This is a genomic window from Rahnella contaminans, assembly GCF_011065485.1.
Classification (GTDB): domain Bacteria; phylum Pseudomonadota; class Gammaproteobacteria; order Enterobacterales; family Enterobacteriaceae; genus Rahnella; species Rahnella contaminans.
Genome location: NZ_JAADJS010000002.1, coordinates 463,097 through 484,744, shown reverse-complemented (window position 1 = coordinate 484,744; position 21,648 = coordinate 463,097). Strand labels below are relative to the sequence as shown.

The window sequence follows — 21,648 nt, the reverse complement described above, 5'->3', positions numbered from 1 at the left end:
ACAGCTGCAACAATACTAAACAATGACTGTTACTTTTCTATTGATATACTTTTAGAAGCATTTTTTATAGCATCTGCTGTTGATTTTTCACTCAAATCTCTATTAAGAATACCGAAATTATGTTCACGATAATTTTTATTATTCCCATCATTAATAAAATCGTACCACCATACACCTTTAATATAAGGTTTAGTTTTAGCCAGGAGGATATACTTATAGGCATAGTCAGCAATTTCTTGCTGTGTGAGAACAGGCTTTTTATCAGAAGTTGGGAAACCCATCTCAGTTATATACAAAGGTATAGGTGAAGTTCGCTTTGCCAACACCATCAGGTCCTGTTGAGTCTTATCAAGCATTTTTATATTGAATTCGGGGATTGAGGCTCTTTTACTTCCCCACGTATAAGGATGCACTGACAGGCCATCAATATAATCCAGGATGCCCAACTTGACGATTTCTTTACCCCATCGAATATCAATATAATCCATAGGGTTGAAAGAACCGGCGATGACAGTCGCCTGCGGATTTTCTTTTTTAATAACTTTTGAAACAACTTCCACTAACTTGACGTAGTTTTTGGCAGACTCATCATTATTAGCTCCAGGTTCTACCCTGTTGGACCATTCATTCCATATTTCAAAGACAGAAGCCTTACCTTTGAAATGCTCAACAGTCCATGCTGCATAGTTAGAGAAAGCAGAAACTTGCTCGTCAGTTATTGGCTTTCCTTTTCCATATAATTCGTTTCCATAATCTAGTATAACAACAGGATTAATTCCGTTTTGGTAAGCAATGTCGAGCACTTTTTCAGTTTTACTATTCGGTGCAGAATATTGTCCTTTTACCTTTTCCACAGAATCCCATTTATAATCTGTTCTTAAGGAATTTATATCATACTTCTTCATTAATGAAATAAATTCCTCAGGGGTACCATAGAAACCATCGGGGTGTACACCCACACCGACATTAAACGCCAAAGCTTGGTTTATTGATAGAAGAACAAAAGGTACAATTAGAGTGACATTCACGCCCCATCTCATTACCTTATTAATCATCGCGCCCACCTTTTTCTGAACTTTGGCAAATGTAATACATTAAATTTAACTATAATCATAGCTCAAAATGAATCGTATATTTATTTAAGGGGGTTTTCATTGTTAAATATTCTTTTAAAAGTAAATCGATTATGCGACATACAAATTCCAATTAACACCCAGTAATAAGGTCTCATAAAACTAGATTCAATTATAAGAACTATCATTGATATAAGTAATGAGAAGTAAATAACAGTTCCTTTAAACAACACGGCTTCATTAGCAAATAACAACCTATGATGCCATATCAACCATATAATCAGTGCCATCCAACCACATGTAGCCGCCATTTCGACGTAAAGATTGATCGCTGGAAGCCCGAAGGGATTTAAATACCACGGTAGGGAATTGTAAAATGGATAGGCACTTTTATTACTTAACGTATACTCGGTATAAGCACCAATCCCAACCCCCCAAAAATGTTCTAAGGCAACATGATAAGCCATTTCAACTCTGTACCATCTGTTACCCACACGGTCTTTCAAACCATCTAAAACATCACCCGACATAAAAACATTTCTAAAGGTAATAGCAATCAAATCATTGTTTGTTTTAGCATAAAAATAAAGACCCACGAAACCAATAAACATTATAAGTAAAGAAATTGATATTTTTAACATCTTGTTCTTTCCATGTAACGATATGACGCAGGTACCAATTAGGAAAACTAGAAGTAAATTAGCACTTTTGGTTGTATAAATTGCAACGATACATAAAAAAATATCAAAAAACTGTGCTTTGGGTATTTGTATTTTGTTTTCTTTTTGGAAAAAATTACATAAAACGATCACAACATATGGTATTAAAGCGATGGCGAAGTAAGAAGGTTCATAATAGAGAAAGTGCGCCCTGTCTTGCAAATGTGCGAAATAAAAAATTGCACCACAAACAATTTGAAAGCGGTAAGAGTTAAATAGCCCTTTCAAGGTAGCAGAATAATCATTCTGAGCAAGATGTTTGAATACATATGAAATAAAAAAGAAATTAAAAATTATCCATATTAAATATCCAGCGGACTTACCGAAAGCATAACTAAACATAACCGAGGGAGCACAACATAAAAAGAAAACCAAAACAAAGAAAATATTTTTGTCAATGGATTTGTTCTTAATTATTAATGCAACTCCATATATGACCATCGGAATAAGTGATACCCTGAACCCCATAAAACTTAACAGGTCAACACTCGTACACAATGAAAATGCAAATGACGTAAGTTCTATTTTATTAAACTTCATAACCCATCACTTTTTTTGATCTCGCAGGCCGATTATTAGCTTATTTTTTCGTCAAGCAGTTAACTCACACCATAACTTTATACAGGAAAGATTCATATCCTAACCACTTAGTAAAAAATAGATTATGTCAGTTTGTAGTAGTACAGATTTCACTTTCTATTTTCTTAATTTCGTAAGAGAATGATTAATTAAACTTACAGTTTTATCCCAGGTGAATTGCCTGGCACGATGCAGGCCCTTAATTTGTAGGTCATTAACCAAAACCTTATTATTTATCAGAGAATTTATTCCTCTTGCTATGTCCTCGACAGATTCAGGATCAACCAGAACTGAATAACCTTCAGCGATTTCTTTAAGTGCTGTCGTGTTCGAGGCCAACGTAGGTACACCACAAGCCATTGCTTCAATGACAGGTAAACCAAAACCTTCGTATAACGATGGCATTAGCAATGCCCTAGCACCACGATAATAAGATGGCAATTTTTCTTCATCGATATAACCGGTAAAATAAATATCGTCTGACAAATCCAGAGAAGCAATATATTCTTTTAACTCAGGCGTTTCTTTTCCTGTCAAAACAAGTTTGATTCCATATTTGTCTTCAACAGTGGAGTATGCCTTTATTAACCTTTCTTCATTTTTATGTAGCTTCCTGTTACTTACACATAAAAAGTATTTGTATCCGGGCTTAAAAACATCTCCCTCAGGTTTAAAATCTTTAGATACTCCATTTCCAACTACCACAATTTTTTCGGGAGAGACGCCTGCCCATTCAGCTATCCTCCTTCTTGAGAATTCAGATACGGTAAATATTAGCAACGATTTCTTGCAAGCCCGCTTTAAAACAAAGTCATAATAAATAGTTTTTAGATAACTATCATTTCCGCTGATATCAATATGATTTAAATCATGGATAGTAATAATACTACGATTGACAAATAACCAGGGTGCATTGAATCCGGGGGTGAAATATATTGATTTATTATAAAACAGATACCATGGAGTGACTAAGATATCTAAAGGACTGGTGGGCTTTATATTTAGTTTTATGTATCCGTCGAAGTTGACACGCTTCGTTATTTCTGATGAAAATCTTCCAATCCCATGGCCGCCTTCCCATCTTTTATCGAATATTATTTTTTTCATTACCCCCCCCTTTTAATTAAGACAATAAATCATTCCATTTATTGACAATATTTTTTGTTTCAAAGTTGTTCAATATAAATTTAAAATGCAGGTTACTTTCTAAATAGTTCCGGATTAATAAAGTAAGTTGTTCTTCATTATCAAATAAAAAGCCTTGGTTATCTGACAGTAATTCAGGAATCCCACCGACTTCCTTCGCTGCGACAGGAACCTTTCTTGCCATACTCTCAATGATCACCCTGCCAAATGGTTCATTCCATTTTGATGGCACAATTAAAAGGTCCAGGCAATCAAGAAAGTCATTTGCAGGCACATTGCCCAGGAACTCAACGTTCAACTTACTTTTCCTGGCTTCATCAGAAAGATGGAGTATGTAATCTTTATCTCCATCACCTGCTATTTTCAAACTAATATTTTTTGTTATACAGTCAGGGAGCTTACTAAGCGCTGCAAATATCAAATCTATTCCCTTTGTTTTATGAACGCGCCCTAAATAACCAAAATTTATTATTTTTCCATTAAAACCATTATATTGCCTTTCCTTTAAAACATCTTCCAAACAAATATTATAAATAACATGTTGTTGTGCGTTTTTGAAATACCCGCTTCTTATATGTTCATCCAAGACAAAGCGACTAATACCAACTACATCATCCACATACTTTGAGTTGGATTTTTTAAGAATAGTCATGCTCTTGCACAATCCACATTGACTACCGCAATTATCTTCCTTATACATATTTGCGTTTACACATAATAATGTATAACTCCTTAAGATATGGATAGTCCGTATTCCTTTTTCCTTTGCAATTTTCCAGGCCAGTGAAGATATATCCTCTATCGTACTGGTAATAAAAATTTCTGGTTTTACTTTTTCTAAAATCGCGCCAATCTTATTTGCAAATGAAATGTTATTAGAATCCACAACATGCCAGATTAGCTTCTTAACTCTAGATACTTCTTTGTTTTTCATGGACCAATATAAATTAGAATACTTAACCCTGTTAACATCTATGCTATTAACCTGATCTTTATAATCAGCATCACTGACAGCAAGTACTTCAACTTCATAGCCTAAACTTGACAATTGTTCAGTCAACAACTTAGTTGAAATTTCGCCCCCCCCGGCGATATCAGGATAATAACCACGACAAGCAACAAGAATTTTTTTCATTTTTTGGCCTGAATTTCTTTATGCGTTAATGTTTAAGACAAACAACCCTCATTCATCAATTAAAGTATCGATCTGACATAAAATGCATACTATTCGTCAGATATTTTATCCGAATATTCATAGCCATAATGATTGTATCCGTAGCCGTAATAATTACTGGCTTTTTTTACAACCCCGTTAAGTATACATCCTTTAATTTCAACGCCACTTTGTGCGAAACGTCTGATACTTACTTCCATTTCTTTTGGAGTATTGACCTCAAATCGTGCCACCAGCAACGATGTGCCAGCATAGCGTCCAATGACAGCCGCATCTGTGACAGCAAGAATAGGGGCAGTATCAATGACAACAATATTGTAATTCTCAGCAGCCCATTCGATTAACTTATTAAAGCGCGAATGCATTAATAACTCGACAGGATTCGGGGGTACCTTACCACGCGTAATATAATCAAACCCGACACTTGGCAAGGTTTTAACACCCTGTTCGATAGTGGATTTCCCAGCAAGAATATCAGACAGACCATGCTCCAGACTACCCTTGAACAGTTTATGCACATAACCTTTGCGCAGGTCAGCATCTATAAACAGTACGCGCTGATTTCCCATGGCTAACAATGCAGCCATGTTGCTGCTTATAAATGTTTTACCTGCATTCGGGCTTGCACTGGAGATCATTAAGACATTATTTTTAGCTTCCATCATGGCAAAGTGCAAACTGGTACGCAGCCCGCGAATTGCCTCCATTGCCAGGTCGGCAGGATTTTCTTGCGCTAAAAATAATAAGTTGTTTTTGTTCTTTTGGTTTTTTCCTTTTTTTGATATTGATTCTTTAACAATCCACTCAGACAGAGGAACGCTTGCATACACATTAATGCCCAATTCTTCTAACTGTTCAGGTGACTCGATACCTCTGTGCAGGAAAATTCTTAACAGGACAATAGATAATGAGAATATTCCCCCTAAAACAATCCCTATAAATATAACCAAAAGCTTTCGCGGTTTTATAGGTTTAGGCTCAGTCATCGCGCTGTCAATTATTCTTACATTACCAATAGCACTTGATTCTGCAATGCTCAATTCCTGCTGCCGGTTCAGCAATTGCATATAGATTGCCTGACCGGATTCTACGTCACGACTCAATCGCAACACTTCTTGTTGGGTTGCTGGCATTCCGGAGACGCGCTTATTGAGCTTCTCTTTTTCTTCCTCCAATGTCTGGCGTTTTTCCATAAGCGCCTTATAGGTTGGATGCGATTTGGTATAAAGCTGAGAAATTTCAGCCTCACGGAAAGTAAGCTCATTTAATTGATTATCAACATTTACAATCTGGTCTAAAGCCGACTTTGCTTCCAGTGACAGGTCAACAGAATCACTTTGTTTCCTGTAAGTATTTAACTTATCTTCCGCAATATTTAAATCGCTACGGACTTTGGGGAGTTGTGTATTTAGAAACTCGAGGCTTTTCGCATCCTGAGCAGCTTGACGGGCGATATTTTGTGCAAGGTAGTTCTCGCTGATACTATTTAAAACAGCTTTAATTAATTCAGGATCATCGCCTGTGAATGTCAAATTAAGGATACCCGTATTCTTCCCCTGATCTTCCGCAGAGAAAGAACCCAGAACTTTGTTAATGGCATCCAGATATGTCAGATAGTTTACTGTAAAACTAGTTCCTGGCGGTGCATCCATTTGACTAACCACTAATGAGATGCCTTTACTTTCGATAAGCTCACCGACGGTTCCTTTTAAATCGATATCATTACCGGTGATCTTAAAATGATGTTTATCAAGCACCGTAAGCGTAATTTCAGGACTTTTACCGGCGACATTTTGCAGATAAAGTCGACTCACGGTCAACTTACCTTTCGGCTGTCCAGTCAGACGAGCCCAACCCCTTCCAAAAATTGGGAAGTAATCTTGTTCAACATTTGCCTGTAGATTCAGATCCTGGACTGTTTTACCCAATATCATTCTGGACTGTAAAAGTGCGACTTCCGGCGCGGAATCAGGCTGACTGTCTGGCAACATCTGACTGATGCTATTAATGAGGGCATTGCCTTGTTTTTGTTCAACCTGAATCAGAGCATCAGCCTGATATATTGGAGTGGCAAATAAAGCATATACTACTGCCAACACCGCAAATATTGCGGTTAAGATAATAATAAGTTTTCTATGGTCAAGTAATTGCCCAATTAACTTACCAAGTTCAATTTCACCCGAGTGTGAACTTTCTGACTTCAAAGAAATAACAGATGACATGCAATAGATTCCTAATTTTTATCCACCCAGTTTAATTGCCCAAATCTGGCAAGCTCGGTCAATTAGCTGATAAACAAAGTTGAATGCTTCCTGGCTTTGGAGATATGGATCGGGAATTTCTTTTTGCTGCAGCCAGTGCCCCAGTAGCAAAGTCTTACCACGAACCTCCGGAGCCATACGTGTGACAGATTCAATATGGCGTTTTTCCATCACGAGTATCAGATCATACTGACGCCCAAGTTGCTTGGTAAATTGCCTGCCTTTATGCCCATCCAGAGCAACACCATAATGCTGTGCAGTCAGTAATGCCGTTTCGTCAGCGGGATATCCCACTAATGCTTTGACACCTGCAGAGTCTATTTTTTTATCAGGTAATAATTGACGTAATATACGTTCTGCCGTTGGAGAGCGGCAAATATTTCCCGTGCAGATAATCAGCAATGAATCAAACATTCCTAATTCCAGTTATGAATATATCGTGCAGTTTCGGTCATACTATTAACCCCGTTAATAGTAGGAACCAGCTGAGATATCACGCGGTTCCAGCGGACAACCGGTGCGGCGGTAACATAAACAATATCGTACGGCTGTAACTGGAATTCAGTACTCATCACCATTGCGGAGGCATCTTTAGCATTCAGCTGATAGATATTGGCGATTTTCCCCTGTTTATTATCCTTAATCTGGCGGATAACAAATATCCCCGACGCATCCGACATCACCTGTGAAACGCCGTCGGCATTACCTAATGCTTCTGCCAGAGTCATCCCGCTGCGATCCATTTTAAGCGTGCTCTGTTTCCCGACTTCACCCATGACAAATACTTTCAGGTCATCATTACGTGGTACGTAGAGAATATCGCCCGGAAAGAGCAACTGATTTTGGGTTAAATCCCCTTTCTGCATCAATGCTTCAAGCGAGATGCGACGGTCCTTCCCGTTATGAGTTAATACGACATTACGCCAGTCTGCGTCCGGCGCGAGCCCACCCGCGGCGTTGATGGCATCGATGACGGTCAGGGGAATATTGGTAATCGGCTGCTGGCTCGATTTCACAACCTCACCACTGACATAAACTTTTTGCGAGCGGAAAGACGCGACGCTGACATCCACCTGCGGACTTTCAATATACGTCGCCAGACGGCTACTGATCTCCTCACGAACCTGAGAGACAGTTTTCCCCGCCACGGCGACTTTACCTATGTATGGGTAAAATATCGTGCCATCGGTATTGACCCAGTTACCCGTATCACTGGCACTGCGGTACTGACCGGCCGGGGTGGTCAGTTCAGGATGATCCCACACAGTAACCATCAGAACATCACCGGAACCAATACGGTATTGGTAGTTTTGCAGTTGCATATCCAGCTCTGGATTTGGCCGTGCCTGAGCAACGATCGGACGCAGCTGATCCACCAGGCCGGGCGTCATCGGATACACGTTAACTAATTTATCAATGTCATAATTGCTATCAGTAGGTTGAACAACATCTTTGTCCATGGTACTTAACGACTGCCCTGGAATAACCGTACATCCGCTCAGTAACAAAGCTCCGAATAATGCAGAAATCTTAAACGTTTTATTTTTCATAAAATCCATATCATGTGGTTCAACAGAAATTGATGTTGGCCATGACGCTAATAACTAGCAGCCAATACATGAGGGTGATGCATTATTTAAATGACTGTTAATAAGCACCGTCTTTTCTAAGCACAACACTTACTGTTTTAAACAAGATGGCGATGTCATTCCACATCGACCAATTTTTTACATACCAGGCGTCAAGATAGACGCGGGTTTCGTAATCCACATCACTGCGACCACTCACCTGCCATAATCCGGTCATTCCCGGTTTGCTCAGCAAGTAATAATCCACCTCATCACTGTAACGCTCCAGTTCAGCGTTAATAATAGGCCTCGGACCAACAAGGCTCATCTCTCCTTTTAATACATTAAATAACTGCGGCAATTCATCCATGCTGGTTTTACGCAATAAATGTCCGATGCGCGTAATACGTGGATCGTTTTTCAGCTTAAATGTCTCATCCCACTCGGCGCGTGCTTCCGGGTTATTTGCCAGCAATTGCTCAAGCACTTCCTTGGAATTGATTACCATTGAGCGGAATTTAAGACATTTGAAAGGACGCCCGCCTTTACCAATACGCTCATGGCCATAAATTGCCGGGCCGCCATCTTTCCTCACTTTGAAGCTGATATACAGCAGCAGCGGAGACAATATGGCAATAATCCCCAGTGAAGCCACAATATCGAAAGCACGTTTCAGGAAGCGTGATGACCATTTCGCCAGATTCTGATGAACACGTAAGATCATCACTTCGTGGCTGAAAATAAACGACATATCCGTACTGTCGAGCGGCATGCCGCGCAGGGTCGGGATCACCGAGACATAACGGTAACCGTGGATCATAAAGACCCGTAGCCAGTAGTTACGGATATCGCTCTGGTGTGCTTCCACAGCGACAATAAACTGGGTTTTCTTGTCGCACGGCGTTAATAACCACAGGTCATCGCAGAATATGATCGGAATGCCATCAATGCTGTCCCCCGGCTTGTCAGTCAGTTCGCTGGAAATAAATCCGGTGACGTTCAGCCCGAGATTCTTTTCGCTTTGAATCGCTTTGTAAGCCTCGTGAGCATTTTTACCGGTACCAATAATAATGGCATCGCGTTGCCAGATACCCAGAACCGTTAATACACGCTTAGTCATCATGCGGGCACAAGGTACAAATATCAGCACCAACAGCCAGGTGAGGATCCACATATAACGGGAAAAATTCCACTCCGCGAAAGCCATTACCGCGATCTCAATAACGGCAAAAATGACCAGCGTGCGTAAAATTTCTTTCAGTTCAAACCAGAAGGTTTTGCGGTAGTAATAATGCCGCAAGCGCATGCAGAACCAGCCAACACAACAAAATGCCAGCGTCCAGTGTAATAAAACCAGGGCAGTAACATGTTGAGCGGGAATATAGTCATCAAACTCTTTGAGCATGAAGCTCAGTAATATTTTTGCGACATAAATCGACAGGGTGAAACTGACGAAATCAGAAAGAGCAAGAAACAGGCTTGAGTAAAAATTTCTGGTGAGAAATGTCATATTTCCCTCACAACAAGTATCAAAAAATAATTATTACCTGAGGACATCAGGTTAATAGGCTTATAATAATTGACTTCATTAACTGTCCCCTGACATGCTGACATATCAGAAAAATAATAAATAAGTCATTTTGTAGGTGCCTGACTGTTGCAGTCAGACACAACCTTTCATTAAGGCAACTGCGGCGTATCTCTGTCTGAAGTAATACCGTACAAGCCGTACTGTCTGCCCAGCATCTGGCCACCATCACGCGTCAGTGGTGTCCAGCTGACAGCTGGCGTGCTACGTGTCGGTTTGACAGTCAGTAAGTCCAGCGGTACAGAGATGTAGAAGCCTTTAGTAAAGGAGCCTTCACCGTATTCCTGTTTAGAGACATTCGTCAGCGTCGCATAGGCTCCCACGGTGACACCGCTGTCAAAGCGTTTGGAGAGATCCAACGTGCCGCCTTTGTCTTTAGCCAGATATTGCCCGACACTCATTTTCACCAGCACATCATCCATAAATGCCGGCCGCCAGTAGGCTGTCAGGTTGCCGGTTGCGGCCTTGTAGTTAGTGAAGCGCATCATGTCGTCCCAGTCGCGCTGTTTGACATAGTTGGCATCAATACCCAGTGCCCAGTCAGAATCCAGTGGCCGGTAGAGCACTTCGCCCCCGACGCCGCCGTACATCATCTCCAGATAACCGCCATAAAGCTGTCCGTAGAAACCGTTGCCCAGATAACGGAAGTAGTTGGCTTGCAGGTTATTCACATAGACATCGTTCTGAACGTATTCACGGATATGCGTTCGTACGCGTGGCAGAGAAGAGTCATTACTGACGCCGTCATAGCGGAACTTATCGTAGTTATTGGCAACGTTGCCAAACACGCCGCCATCGACAAGCAGATGATCTGTCAGCCAGTAGTTGGCATCCGCCAGCACCCCGATCTGATACATATAAAAGTTTTCAGGGCCGCCGACGGATTGTCTTAATACCGGCGACAGGCTGTAATTAAACCGGTCCTTGCCGATAAAGAATCCCTGACCGACGTCTGTGACCGGTTCAATCCGTTGCTGGTTCAGGGACTGTTCCTGCCCCAGCGGATAACCCTGTTGCTGCTGACGCAGGCTCGCCACGCGGGTACGTGTGGTGACCATCGGCATACCAAAGCGGTTTTGGGTAACATCCAGTGTGTCGACATTCTCCGGCAGATTATTCAGCATGATGAGATTGGCACGCTCTACGCCTTTGGACGTATTACGATATTTATCCTGCTGACCCGTAACGTTGAGGGTGTCGTCACGGATGTCGATACGCGGTTCGCTAAACCCGGCATTGCCTTTCAGTTGGGCCAGTTGCCCGGTCGCGACGCTGTAATTAACCATTCCCGCACTTTGCGGCTGCGGCTGATAGGCAGGAACCGGATCATCAATCTGATGAGGAACCCAATCGTTCATGTTACTGCGCAGGGTAAACCCGAACATAAAGGTATTGCCACGCTCGTAGCTGGCGTTGACATCCATCCAGCTTGCCAGGCGATAAACAGCACCGAAGTTAAACTTACTGTTCTGTTTTAGTGCCCCGGCAAAATCATCGCGGTAGTTATTACCATCGTATTCCATCTTCAGGCGCAACGGCTGCCAGGGGGTCTGATACTCCACGCCGCCGAATACCCCTGCAGGCCCGCGGAACATATCATTGAGTGAAATATCGCCGGTGGAATGGCTTTGCGCGCGGGTACAATATTTATCGCTGGCTTTGCAGAAAGGGTTCGTGATATTGCCGCTGTTGCCGATATAACCCCAGCCTACCCCCAGCGTAAAATCTAGCGGTCCGGCCGCTTTACTGGCGACCAGATACTCACTGTCAAAGAGCCCCGTTCCGCCGATATCGCGCTTGCCCACCGCGAACTGCGGAAGATAGTAGCCCTCTTCCCACAGCCTTAATTTCACATCGAAAGACTTGTCTTTATAGGTTTGATTGCCGCTGAAGTTTGGATCACTACTGTAAAGCCGGTCACGCACGTCGGTATAACGCAACGTGGTCTCCAGCCAGGGAAACAACGCCATCGAGACCGAATAAAAACGGTAGGCATCATTATCGCGGTAGTTGGCACTGAACTCCCCTTCTTCGGGGACCCGCGCCGTCGGTGTTTGTAAAAGTCCCGCGCCGCCGAAATCGGACTGTGAAGGACCAAGGGGTTCATCATACGTTTGCGCACGGACGGAATTAGCGTAAACCACGGACACAGCAAGCAGGCTGAGAAGATATTTTGGTTTCATCATTCAGGGATCCGGTGCGCCAAAACAGAGACGATGTGCTGATTAAGGTTTTTAAACTGGCGCGGCAGCGTCCAGTCAGAAAAACCGACCCAAATGATACTGCCCGGCTGGGCTTCAGCGTGGCGATAATTCCAGTAGGCGACCGGCGCGACCCGGATGGTTCCATTGGGATCAATCACCACGGCTTCATTCAGATTGGCACCAGAAAGAAATTGATGGTCTGCGAGATATTCACGAATCGTACGTCCTGCAACCCACGGCTGTTTTCCCGCCCCACTCACCGCACCCAGCAAAAACACGCTGTTGGGATGCGTTGCGGTATAGACGCGATAATCCCCCTGTAACTGGCGGTTAGCGGCATTGTTGTTGAGGATCAAATCCGCATCCATCGGGGTAAACTGACGACCGGTAACCTGCAACCCCTGCAATTGCTGAATGACGCGGTTAATGGTCTGCTGCGTATCGCCACTCTCCGTGGCACGCCAGGCCTTGAGCTGGTTCTGCATGTACAGATACTGTTGCTGCGCCTCAGGCGTTTCGGCAGGCACAGCAATCACGGTGCCGGGCGACCAGGATTGGCGGATCAGGTCGGACTCCGCCATCATCTGGCGCATATCTTTAATATGGCTGAGTACCTGGGCAGGCTGCCCCTGAGAGGCGCTGGTGTAAACGGCCACGTTGCCCTCGGAAAATGCCATCCCCGGCAAGGCGCTAAAAATGAATAAAAGCGTTTTTATTTTCATGCTGGTGGGATCCCCGCATTGGCAGGTTTGAGCAATGTCATACTCACCGGCATATCTGCTCCCAACCTCTGATTGCTCTTGAGCACTAATCCACTTTGCGGATCTACCCAGAAAGTGTTTTGCCAGCGGTCACCCGTGGCCTCAAGCGTCACATCCTCGCGCCACACCTGACAGGCGACAACTCTTCCGGGAAGTGTCAGGGTTTCGTCGCCCTGACGGCTGAAACGGGATGTCACAACGGATGACAATGGCTGCCGGTTCTCCGTCCAGCGCATCAGACTTGTCCAGCCCGCCCCTTCACGCAAATTTGTTGCATGCAACAGCGGGTCTTGTTGCAGATTGGTGACTTCCAGCAGATCCCCTTGCAAATAACCGGTCGACCGAACCAGGCGACCATTTTGGGTAATAAATACGACCTGGTCGCCGGTACTCCATTTTTCAAAGCCATCCTGGAGATAGCCGACAACAAAGATTTGCGCAGACGTAGGCAGTTTTAAATAAATGCTGCCATAAGGGATAGCGGCAATTCTTTGGGGTGGCACCACAACATCCTGCGGCCCTTTAATGGCAACCTGAAAAGTATCAACCAGACTGTTTTGCGAGGGGGAACACGCTTGTAACAAGAGGCAGAGGAACAATAAGGAATAGCGCACAAGTGATTCCCTATATCTTTATTATCATGTGGGAAAATAACCACACGGATGTGTGGTTATAATTAAGTGACTTATTAGCGTGAGGTTGTGGTGGTAGTTGAGGTGTTAGTGTTGCTGTTACCATTACTATCATCGTTACCTACAGCAATCAGACCTGCGGCTAATATTGCACCGCTGGTACCGACCACTGCCGCCACTGTTTCCCCTTTGCTGAGTTCAGCAGCAGATGTTGTCTGCGAATATAGCGGCAGTAGCATCAGGGAAATAACAGAAAACATGAATTTTCTCATAATTACTCCTCTTCAATTGACAGACGAATTGTTCACCCAATAACCAATGGGCCCTTTGAGTATATCAATAGAAAATAATTATTGTACAATTTAAGACCGGTGTATATTTTAGCTATGCTACCGCCCCTGGTTTACGGCCACCAATTTGCCAAAATATTTATCCAATAATTTTCCGCGCAAGGAAGCCTCGCCATTAAATATCAGGCGAAACTTCCTTAGCGTATTCAGAGATCATTAATTCTTTAAAAATTTATGACGATAAAATTCAGCTATTCGAGAAAAAAGACTGAATTAGTTCCTCCTGATTATAGGAGGACCACAATACTCCTTGCATGGCGTGAATATTGCTGCCTGTTAAATACTCTACATGTTGTGCATTTTCGACACCTTTTACGATAACGCCCTGGCAGTAAGGTGTGAGGTGTTCAATCGTTTTTCTAAATGACTGGGTTCCCTGGTGTTGCCAAAAAAAACTTTCGTCGATCTTTATATATTCAAACGATTCGTTCATAACCAGTGAAAGGCTGGTGTTCCCGGCCCCAAAGTTGTCCAACCATAAAGTACAAAATGCTGATAACGACCGGATAATCTTACGCGGAGCTTCTTGCGTAAATTCCGGAAAATTCTGATCCACTTCCAGCCGGATAAAGCGATGTTGTTCTAAAACGTGACATAGTGCTGTGTTGCTAACGATATGACAGGCGATGTCATAATCGATATTTACAGATAATAAAAAGTCATTATCGGTAAATATATTGGCATTGATGCAGGCAAGAGTGACCTGGTTGAAAAATACTTTTATTTTATCTTCAGGAGATAAATTATATTCATAACCAGCAGAATCAGAGCGATTTTCTACTTTGTATGATCTTCTTACTAATTCGAAACCCAGCAAGCCACCGGATGCTGTGACGATAGGTTCAAAAATATGTCCCGGATAACCACGTGTGACCGATTGCATACCGTCCCCTGAGATAAACAGCAGTAGCCGAATAAAACTGATTCAAAGTAGAAATAATCTTTACTGCTCTTTATTTTTATCGGGTAACTCAATTCCCTACCGCATGTCGGTGCAAAAAGAACAATGCCGAGCTGCTGCTGGCATCTACACCAATTTTTCTTAGCGAATTGCATTTGTGCACGCTGATGGTTTTCACACTAAGTTTCAGTATATTCGAGATGCTGGTGACAGAAAGACCGGACATCATCATCACCAAAACCTTCTCTTCCATTCGCGTGATATTGTAATTAAACGCCTCCTTGTTAATCGGCGTGCCACGCAGCTGGATAAACTGTTCCACGGCATTCTCCACGTCGGATAACTCTTTTTTCTTCTTCAGAAATTTAAATTCTTTTTTCAGAAGAAGCTCAAGCATCAGGACATCCACCGCCGAAGACACAATGAGTATCCGTTCCGGGTCCAAAACATTCAGATTCTCTCTCAAAAACTCGTAGCATTTGTGGAAACCGCCCGCTGACGGGTCAATGATCAGATAATCCTTTGTATACAATTGCACCTGTTCGCTCTGGTCAAAGGAAATGACACCGTTCACGTAAGGCACCTTCTTGGAGATTATTTCTTTCAACGCCAGTTTCGTAAACTGGCACTCACTCCAGATAATTACCCGAGGCATTGGGCCGCCTAATTTTGTGGTTTTAAAAACGCTAAAACTCTACTCCGAGAGAACGGGGGAGAATAAAGCACTTTCAGAACGATATAAAGAAAACGAAGTTTACCTGCGTTTTAATTCATATTTTTCCTTTCCAGTGACTGTATGTAGAGTAATACGCAGCGGAAACTCTTCAAATCGTTTTTCTCGCTCATAATCACGAGCAACAATAGGTTTGACCGATCGATTTACACATTCTTATCGTTATTAACCCACCTCCGACCTAGGCGAATTCTTACTTATCTTCCTAATGGCACACAGAAATGTGAGCTATACGACGCTTTTGACTGATATGACTGCAAAAATCTAAGAACTATCTTATTAGGAACTAATCGCATTCTCAGGAATTTGTTTACACCCGATTTAGTCTAAATATTTACACTACAACAGAGCATTATTCTTTTTTAGTGCAAATTTTGGTTTTAATTTTCACCAAAATTAAACACCCGTATTTCAAAACTGGGTTGTTTTCTTAAAAACCCTGTTAAAAATCTAAACTATTGGAATTTAATCCAACTCTGTGGCACAAAATTACCTTTTTTCTTATTCAGATAATTACCTAGGAGTTATCTTAAAAAGACCACAAAATATACTTACTGCTTTATTTTCAGGCCAATATAGGATTTTTATTACTTAAATTAATTTCCCCAACCAAGAATAATCCTAATCGCGATGGCATTAATTGCTAAATAAGGGTGAAGATTCGGGCAGATGACCGCAGGAATACGCCTGTAAATCCCCTGCAGGCAGAATGAACGGTAATAATGCGCTGACGGACAGTCATAAAAAAACCCGCCTCATGGCAGGTTTTTTGCGGGCTAATTAATCGATTTAACGGTGCTTAAACACGGCCTGTATTATTTTTTCCAGCCAGCCATCACTTCACTCATCTAAAAGGGTTTAAGAATGTAATCATCCGCACCGCTTCGCCGGTCATCACGTCATCTTCAACCAGCAGTATTCGCATCGGTAATCTCGTGGAAAGAATCGGTTTCAGGACTGACGCACGCCTTTACTGAGCCATTTTCCTTTCAGTGAACGTGAGATAACCCACCAGGCCGATAATGGCGACGAGAAACAGGCAACTCGTTCCGGTCGTGCCCAATCCGAGGCCGCCGTTATCCGGCGTCTGAGCCAGCAGGTCGCCGCAGGAAGCTCCAAACGGACGGGTCAGCACATAGGCAATCCAGAAACACAAAACCGCATTCATCCGCAGCAGATAATGGGCACAAGCGGTAATCACAATCAGGCCACCAAACGCGATAGCGGCAGTGGAATATCCCAGATTCATGCCTTCGGCCACCCAGTCACCCGCAGCGGTTCCCAGTGCGAAAGTGAAGAGAATAGCTGCCCAGTAAAACAGCTCTCGTCTGACTGTATCAATCTCATGAATCGACAAGGTTTTTTCGTTTTTATACCAGATGCTGAACGTGACAATCAGCAGCGCGCCAAACATCACGGTGGAGAAAGCCAGCGGCACGTTGAAATTGTCGGTGAGGTTATCGGTGAGCAGTGTGCCAAAAACGCTGATCAGCAACACCGACATCCAGTAAAGCGCGGGGACATAGCGTCTGGCTCTGATTTGGAAGAACAACGAAATCACCAGCAAAATGCCGGTCACAACCGACGTATTAGTCAGCCCGAAGTTCAGATTCACGTTGAGGAAATCGGCAGCCGTTTCACCCACCGTGGTAGACATCATTTTGATAAGCCAGAAAAAAAGGGTAATTTCCGGCACTTTGTTTGCCCAGTTAACTTTTTCCTGCGTTGCCACGTTTGTCATCGTAAAACCCGCCCAGTTGGAGATAAGTCAGGCGAGTATTTCACGGGTTTCTTAAGGGCAACTTAGGGCGTGCAAACAAATCCCAAAAACCTGAACGGCTACCTTCGCCGTTCAGGATGTGGGTTTCTCTCTAACTCTTACGCCAGCTGCGCGTCAGCACTTTCTCTATCTCGACAATCACGAACAGCGCGACGCCGATCAGCAGCCCGATGATCCAGTAGATAAACGGCAGCGGACGCGTGCCGAACAGCGTGTTCATCAGCGGCACATAGATAATGATTGCCTGAAGCGCGAACAGCACAACGGTGACAATCCAGATCCCTTTGTTTTCCAGCAGCCCGCGGCTGAGGGAGAAGTGATCCGAATCGCGACAGTTGATCATGTAAACCCACTGCGCGGTCACCAGCGTCTGCAAGAGCACGGTACGGATAAACTCCGGTTCATAACCGCGCGGTTGCAGCCAGGCTTCCAGCATGAAGGCGCTGACGGAAATCAGCAAACCGACGAACGCGACGCGCCAGATGGCGTATTTATCCATTACATGCGCGCTGACGTTACGCGGCGGACGGCGCATCACGCGGCTTTCCGCCTCTTCAAACGCCAGCCCGAATGACAGCGTGGCTGAGGTTGCCATGTTCATCCAGAGAATTTGTACCGGCGTTAACGGCAGAAAATTACCCATCAGAATGGCAATAATAATCAGCAACCCTTGCGCCAGGTTGGTCGGCATAATAAAGAGAATGGTTTTTTTCAGGTTGTCATAAACCCGGCGCCCTTCCCTGACCGCGTTGGCGATGGTGGCAAAGTTGTCATCCACCAGGATCATGTCCGCCGACTCCTTGGTCACCTCCGTCCCTTTGATCCCCATCGCGATCCCGACGTTCGCCTGTTTCAGCGCAGGCGCATCGTTCACGCCGTCGCCGGTCATCCCAACGATTTCACCGGTTTCCTGCAACGCTTTTACCAGCCGCAGTTTATGTTCCGGGCTGGTGCGGGCGAAGATATCAAACTGCGTCGCGGCAACCCGCAGCTGATCGTCATTCATATGCTCAAGTTCATACCCGGTGATCGAGTTTTCGCTGTTGCCGATCCCGAGCATTTTACCGATCGCCATCGCGGTTTCCTGATGGTCGCCGGTGATCATCTTGACGCGGATCCCCGCCTGCTGACATTCACCGATCGCCACAATCGCTTCCGGACGCGGCGGATCCATCATGCCTGCAATGCCTATCAGCACCATGCCGTGGCTGAGTTCCGGGTGATCGAGCGCCGTCACCGGCTGATCTACCGGCTTCCAGGCCGCCGCCACCATACGCAAACCTTCGCTGGCGTATCGGGTGATTGCTGATTCCCAGTACGCATGATCTAACGGAACGGCACCTTCCGGCGTCTGCTGGTACTGACAAAGTTTCAGCAAAACATCCGGTGCGCCGGTGAGCATAATCTGCGCCTCCCCGTTTTTATCGCCCGCCACCGCCATATATTTGTAGAGTGAATCGAACGGAATTTTGCTGCTCAGGTTAAACGGCAATTCCGGTAAATGCGCCTTCGCAGCCAGCACTTTCAGCGCGCCTTCCGTCGGCCCGCCGGTAATGCCCCAGTGGCCCTGCGCGTCCTGTTTTAACGTACTGTCGTTACAGATATCGACCGTGCGAAGAAACTGCGTCAGCAGCGGCGACGAGTCTGGCGGCACCTGCGCTGCCGAACCGGCAAGAGAAAAACTGCCCATCGGCTCGTAGCTGTTGCCTTCGACGGTCCAGACGTTATCCGCCAGAATCACCGCTTTCACGGTCATTTCATTCATGGTCAGCGTGCCGGTTTTATCCGAACAAATCACTGACATCGCGCCGAGCGTTTCGACCGTCGGCAGCTTGCGGATAATGGCTTTCGACCGCGCCATCGCCTGCACGCCAAGCGACAAGATGATCGAAATAATTGCCGGCAGCCCTTCAGGAACGGCGGCCACGGCCAGGCTGATGACCGAGAGCAGCAGCTCGCCAAACGGAATATCGCGCAGCAGGAAACCGAAGATCAGCAGCGCCACCATCATGAACAGAATGATGATAAAAATGGATTTACCCAGTTTATCTATCTGCACCAGCAGCGGCGTTTTATTGTCTTCAATCGAGGAAAGCATTTCATTGATGTGGCCGAGTTCCGTCTGGCCACCGGTGGCAAACACCACGCCGCTGGCAGTACCGGAGCTGACGGTCGTTCCCGAGAACGCGAGGTTTTTGCGGTCGCCGATGGATTTCTCGCCTTCCAGCGAATCGGTTTTTTTCGAGACGACGGTAGATTCACCGGTCAGAATCGCCTCTTCAACGCGCAGGTTATGCACGTCAATCAGGCGTAAATCGGCAGGAATTTTGTCGCCGGGGCGTAACAGAACAATATCCCCCGGCACGATTTCGTCGGTTCCCACGGTAACCTGTTGTCCACCGCGTAATACGACAGCCTCACTGGAGAGCATATTCTGGATGCTCTTCAATGATTTTTCAGCGTTATTTTCCTGGATGAAGCCGATTAGGGCATTAATAACTGCCACCGCTAATATCACCAGCGTATCGACCCAGTGCCCCATTATTGCGGTGACCACGCCCGCCGCCAGTAATATATAAATCAGGATATCTTTAAAGTGAGAGATAAACTTAATAAATAATGACTTACCTTCTTTTTGTGGCAGAACGTTAGGGCCGTAATGTTGCAGTTTGTTTTTGGCTTCTTCGGGTGTCAGCCCGGCTGGCCCGGATTGCAGCCCGGCCAGGCTCTCTTCTACTGTGTGCTGATACCACAATTTTTCCGATGTTTTATCCCCGGAAACTGGTGCTGGATTATTCATGATGCCTGACTCCTTGACCCCTGAAATGGTTCATGAATGAAGCGGATAATGAATTAATTGTCGTGTTGATTCTGGCAAGATACCTAAAGCTGTATAAACTATAATATACCGTGTTAAATAGTGTTAACGGGTTGCCTGAAAAAACAAATTATTAAAGAAAAACAATAAGTCACTGCACAGTTTCAATGGGGATACATCGAAGGCAGAATATACCGAATCCGGTTTATCAAGAGTCCTTATATATTCTGCCGGGATTTATTAATTTCGCGTGTAGTTGCATGAGGGGAAGTATTTTGAAGATCCGTTTCTCTCTCGTTCTGGCCCTCGCTTTAATGTTAAGCGCCTGCGACCAGAAAACGGCGGACGCGCCCGCGCCCCCGCGTCAGGTAAAAATCGCCACCGCCGAAGCGGCCAGCCCGCTAAGTAGCCGCGTTTTTCCGGCACGTATTCTCGCAGGCGATAACACCGACATTGCCTTTAAGCGCGCCGGTCAGTTGCAGACGCTTGACGTCCGCGAAGGCGAAGCCGTGAAACAGGGGCAAGTTCTCGCCCGTCTCACCAACAATGACGCCCGCCAGCGGCTCAACGATCGCCGCAGCGCCGCGACACTCGCTCAGCGCCAGTTCGAACGTTATCAGACCCTCGCCCGTCGCCATGTCGTTTCTCAGGCTGAACTTGAAGTGCATAAAGCCAGCCGGGATTCTGCGGCAGCGGCGCTGAAAATCGCACAAGAAGAACTCAATGATCTCAATCTGGTGGCACCGTTCAGCGGCGTCATTGCCCGGCTGAATGTGCGTAATCATCAGGTGATTTCCGCCGGTCAGCCGGTGGCGACGCTCAGCCGTTCCGATGTGCTTGACGTTATTTTCAGCGTGCCGGAAAACCTCTTCACCAGCCTTGATATGCGTAACGCCGATTACCGTCCGCGGGTGCGCATCAACACCCTTCCCGACCGCGAATTCACCGCGACTTATAAAGAGCACACCGCCAGCAGCGAAGCCAACACGCTGACCTGGCAGGTGACGCTGACCATGCCGCGCCCGGATAACTTCCCGGCGGTGGCAGGACTGAGCGGCACTGTCACGGTGAACCCGGCCAATCTCGCCACGGCCACGCCGGACTCCACGCTGGTGATCCCGGTTGAAGCCGTGTTTAACCCCGACAACACGCAGCGCAACAACCCGCACGTCTGGGTGATCGCCGGAGAAGGCGACACCCTGCACGTTGAAGATCGCAAAGTCACCGTCGGTAAACTCACCTCGCAGGGCATTGAAATTACGGCCGGTTTGAAACAGGGCGACCGCATTGTCGCCGCCGGTGTCGGTGAATTACATGCGCAGCAACCCGTTCGCATCTGGACACGGGAACGGGGCCTGTAA

General features: G+C 45.2%; 17 protein-coding genes. 1 reads left to right on the top strand and 16 read right to left on the bottom strand.

All coding sequences use genetic code 11. The features are described from left to right. Positions 1 to 29: 29 nt before the first annotated feature. The 16 genes from GW579_RS11325 to GW579_RS11250 all read right to left on the bottom strand — a co-directional run bounded on the left by GW579_RS11325 (position 30) and on the right by GW579_RS11250 (position 20,269). Positions 30 to 1,055, bottom strand: a complete 1,026-nt coding sequence (locus GW579_RS11325) for a glycoside hydrolase family protein (RefSeq protein WP_165059126.1) — start codon at positions 1,053 to 1,055, stop codon at positions 30 to 32. A gap of 80 nt (positions 1,056 to 1,135) precedes the next feature. Beyond that, complete coding sequence (locus GW579_RS11320) at positions 1,136 to 2,332, bottom strand: O-antigen ligase family protein (RefSeq protein ID WP_165059125.1); 1,197 nt, start codon at positions 2,330 to 2,332, stop codon at positions 1,136 to 1,138. A 156-nt stretch (positions 2,333 to 2,488) separates the two neighbouring features. Next, positions 2,489 to 3,478 carry a glycosyltransferase family 4 protein gene (locus tag GW579_RS11315; RefSeq protein WP_165059123.1) on the bottom strand — a complete coding sequence of 330 codons (990 nt, stop codon included), beginning with the start codon at positions 3,476 to 3,478 and terminating at the stop codon, positions 2,489 to 2,491. Between the two features lie 16 nt (positions 3,479 to 3,494). Beyond that, a complete protein-coding gene (locus GW579_RS11310) occupies positions 3,495 to 4,652 on the bottom strand; it encodes a glycosyltransferase (protein ID WP_165059121.1) in 1,158 nt (385 codons plus the stop codon). Between the two features lie 89 nt (positions 4,653 to 4,741). Continuing rightward, positions 4,742 to 6,913, bottom strand: coding sequence for a polysaccharide biosynthesis tyrosine autokinase (locus tag GW579_RS11305; RefSeq protein WP_165059119.1), 2,172 nt, complete (start codon positions 6,911 to 6,913; stop codon positions 4,742 to 4,744). 18 nt (positions 6,914 to 6,931) lie between these two features. Continuing rightward, positions 6,932 to 7,366, bottom strand: coding sequence for an arsenate reductase/protein-tyrosine-phosphatase family protein (locus tag GW579_RS11300; protein WP_165059118.1), 435 nt, complete (start codon positions 7,364 to 7,366; stop codon positions 6,932 to 6,934). Positions 7,367 to 7,368: 2 nt separating this feature from the next. Beyond that, positions 7,369 to 8,502 (bottom strand): polysaccharide export protein, encoded by a 1,134-nt coding sequence (locus tag GW579_RS11295; protein ID WP_165059116.1) that lies wholly within the window; start codon positions 8,500 to 8,502, stop codon positions 7,369 to 7,371. A 97-nt stretch (positions 8,503 to 8,599) separates the two neighbouring features. Next, a complete protein-coding gene (wbaP, locus tag GW579_RS11290; RefSeq protein WP_165059114.1) occupies positions 8,600 to 10,030 on the bottom strand; it encodes an undecaprenyl-phosphate galactose phosphotransferase WbaP in 1,431 nt (476 codons plus the stop codon). 170 nt (positions 10,031 to 10,200) lie between these two features. Beyond that, the gene (locus tag GW579_RS11285) at positions 10,201 to 12,291 is read right to left on the bottom strand and encodes a YjbH domain-containing protein (RefSeq protein ID WP_235937382.1); all 2,091 of its coding nucleotides are present in this window, start codon (positions 12,289 to 12,291) and stop codon (positions 10,201 to 10,203) included. Further along, on the bottom strand, positions 12,291 to 13,034 hold the full coding sequence (locus GW579_RS11280; protein ID WP_165059111.1) for a capsule biosynthesis GfcC family protein: 744 nt from the start codon (positions 13,032 to 13,034) through the stop codon (positions 12,291 to 12,293). The genes GW579_RS11285 and GW579_RS11280 overlap by 1 nt, the downstream gene beginning before the upstream one ends. Continuing rightward, the gene (locus GW579_RS11275; RefSeq protein ID WP_152327710.1) at positions 13,031 to 13,687 is read right to left on the bottom strand and encodes a YjbF family lipoprotein; all 657 of its coding nucleotides are present in this window, start codon (positions 13,685 to 13,687) and stop codon (positions 13,031 to 13,033) included. Before GW579_RS11275 ends, GW579_RS11280 begins: the two co-directional genes overlap by 4 nt. Before the next feature lie 74 nt (positions 13,688 to 13,761). Continuing rightward, positions 13,762 to 13,977 carry a hypothetical protein gene (locus GW579_RS11270; RefSeq protein WP_152327709.1) on the bottom strand — a complete coding sequence of 72 codons (216 nt, stop codon included), beginning with the start codon at positions 13,975 to 13,977 and terminating at the stop codon, positions 13,762 to 13,764. Positions 13,978 to 14,242: 265 nt separating this feature from the next. Further along, entirely contained in the window at positions 14,243 to 14,938 is a 696-nt protein-coding gene (locus GW579_RS11265) for an EAL domain-containing protein (RefSeq protein ID WP_165059109.1), read from the bottom strand. An 88-nt stretch (positions 14,939 to 15,026) separates the two neighbouring features. Continuing rightward, a complete protein-coding gene (locus GW579_RS11260; RefSeq protein ID WP_259229273.1) occupies positions 15,027 to 15,530 on the bottom strand; it encodes a helix-turn-helix transcriptional regulator in 504 nt (167 codons plus the stop codon). A 1,129-nt stretch (positions 15,531 to 16,659) separates the two neighbouring features. Further along, on the bottom strand, positions 16,660 to 17,430 hold the full coding sequence (locus tag GW579_RS11255) for a COG4705 family protein (protein WP_165059107.1): 771 nt from the start codon (positions 17,428 to 17,430) through the stop codon (positions 16,660 to 16,662). Positions 17,431 to 17,560: 130 nt separating this feature from the next. Then, positions 17,561 to 20,269, bottom strand: a complete 2,709-nt coding sequence (locus GW579_RS11250; RefSeq protein ID WP_152327705.1) for a cation-transporting P-type ATPase — start codon at positions 20,267 to 20,269, stop codon at positions 17,561 to 17,563. Positions 20,270 to 20,547: 278 nt separating this feature from the next. Between GW579_RS11250 and GW579_RS11245 the strand changes: the two genes are divergently transcribed. Continuing rightward, positions 20,548 to 21,648 carry an efflux RND transporter periplasmic adaptor subunit gene (locus GW579_RS11245; RefSeq protein ID WP_165059105.1) on the top strand — a complete coding sequence of 367 codons (1,101 nt, stop codon included), beginning with the start codon at positions 20,548 to 20,550 and terminating at the stop codon, positions 21,646 to 21,648.

Bases quoted from the DNA above. Each gene is read 5' to 3' on its own strand.
- GW579_RS11325 (WP_165059126.1), bottom strand. From the start codon at position 1,055: ATGATTAATAAGGTAATGAGATGGGGCGTGAATGTCACTCTAATTGTA.
- GW579_RS11320 (WP_165059125.1), bottom strand. From the start codon at position 2,332: ATGAAGTTTAATAAAATAGAACTTACGTCATTTGCATTTTCATTGTGT.
- GW579_RS11315 (WP_165059123.1), bottom strand. From the start codon at position 3,478: ATGAAAAAAATAATATTCGATAAAAGATGGGAAGGCGGCCATGGGATT.
- GW579_RS11310 (WP_165059121.1), bottom strand. From the start codon at position 4,652: ATGAAAAAAATTCTTGTTGCTTGTCGTGGTTATTATCCTGATATCGCC.
- GW579_RS11305 (WP_165059119.1), bottom strand. From the start codon at position 6,913: ATGTCATCTGTTATTTCTTTGAAGTCAGAAAGTTCACACTCGGGTGAA.
- GW579_RS11300 (WP_165059118.1), bottom strand. From the start codon at position 7,366: ATGTTTGATTCATTGCTGATTATCTGCACGGGAAATATTTGCCGCTCT.
- GW579_RS11295 (WP_165059116.1), bottom strand. From the start codon at position 8,502: ATGAAAAATAAAACGTTTAAGATTTCTGCATTATTCGGAGCTTTGTTA.
- wbaP (WP_165059114.1), bottom strand. From the start codon at position 10,030: ATGACATTTCTCACCAGAAATTTTTACTCAAGCCTGTTTCTTGCTCTT.
- GW579_RS11285 (WP_235937382.1), bottom strand. From the start codon at position 12,291: ATGAAACCAAAATATCTTCTCAGCCTGCTTGCTGTGTCCGTGGTTTAC.
- GW579_RS11280 (WP_165059111.1), bottom strand. From the start codon at position 13,034: ATGAAAATAAAAACGCTTTTATTCATTTTTAGCGCCTTGCCGGGGATG.
- GW579_RS11270 (WP_152327709.1), bottom strand. From the start codon at position 13,977: ATGAGAAAATTCATGTTTTCTGTTATTTCCCTGATGCTACTGCCGCTA.
- GW579_RS11265 (WP_165059109.1), bottom strand. From the start codon at position 14,938: ATGCAATCGGTCACACGTGGTTATCCGGGACATATTTTTGAACCTATC.
- GW579_RS11255 (WP_165059107.1), bottom strand. From the start codon at position 17,430: ATGACAAACGTGGCAACGCAGGAAAAAGTTAACTGGGCAAACAAAGTG.
- GW579_RS11250 (WP_152327705.1), bottom strand. From the start codon at position 20,269: ATGAATAATCCAGCACCAGTTTCCGGGGATAAAACATCGGAAAAATTG.
- GW579_RS11245 (WP_165059105.1), top strand. From the start codon at position 20,548: ATGAGGGGAAGTATTTTGAAGATCCGTTTCTCTCTCGTTCTGGCCCTC.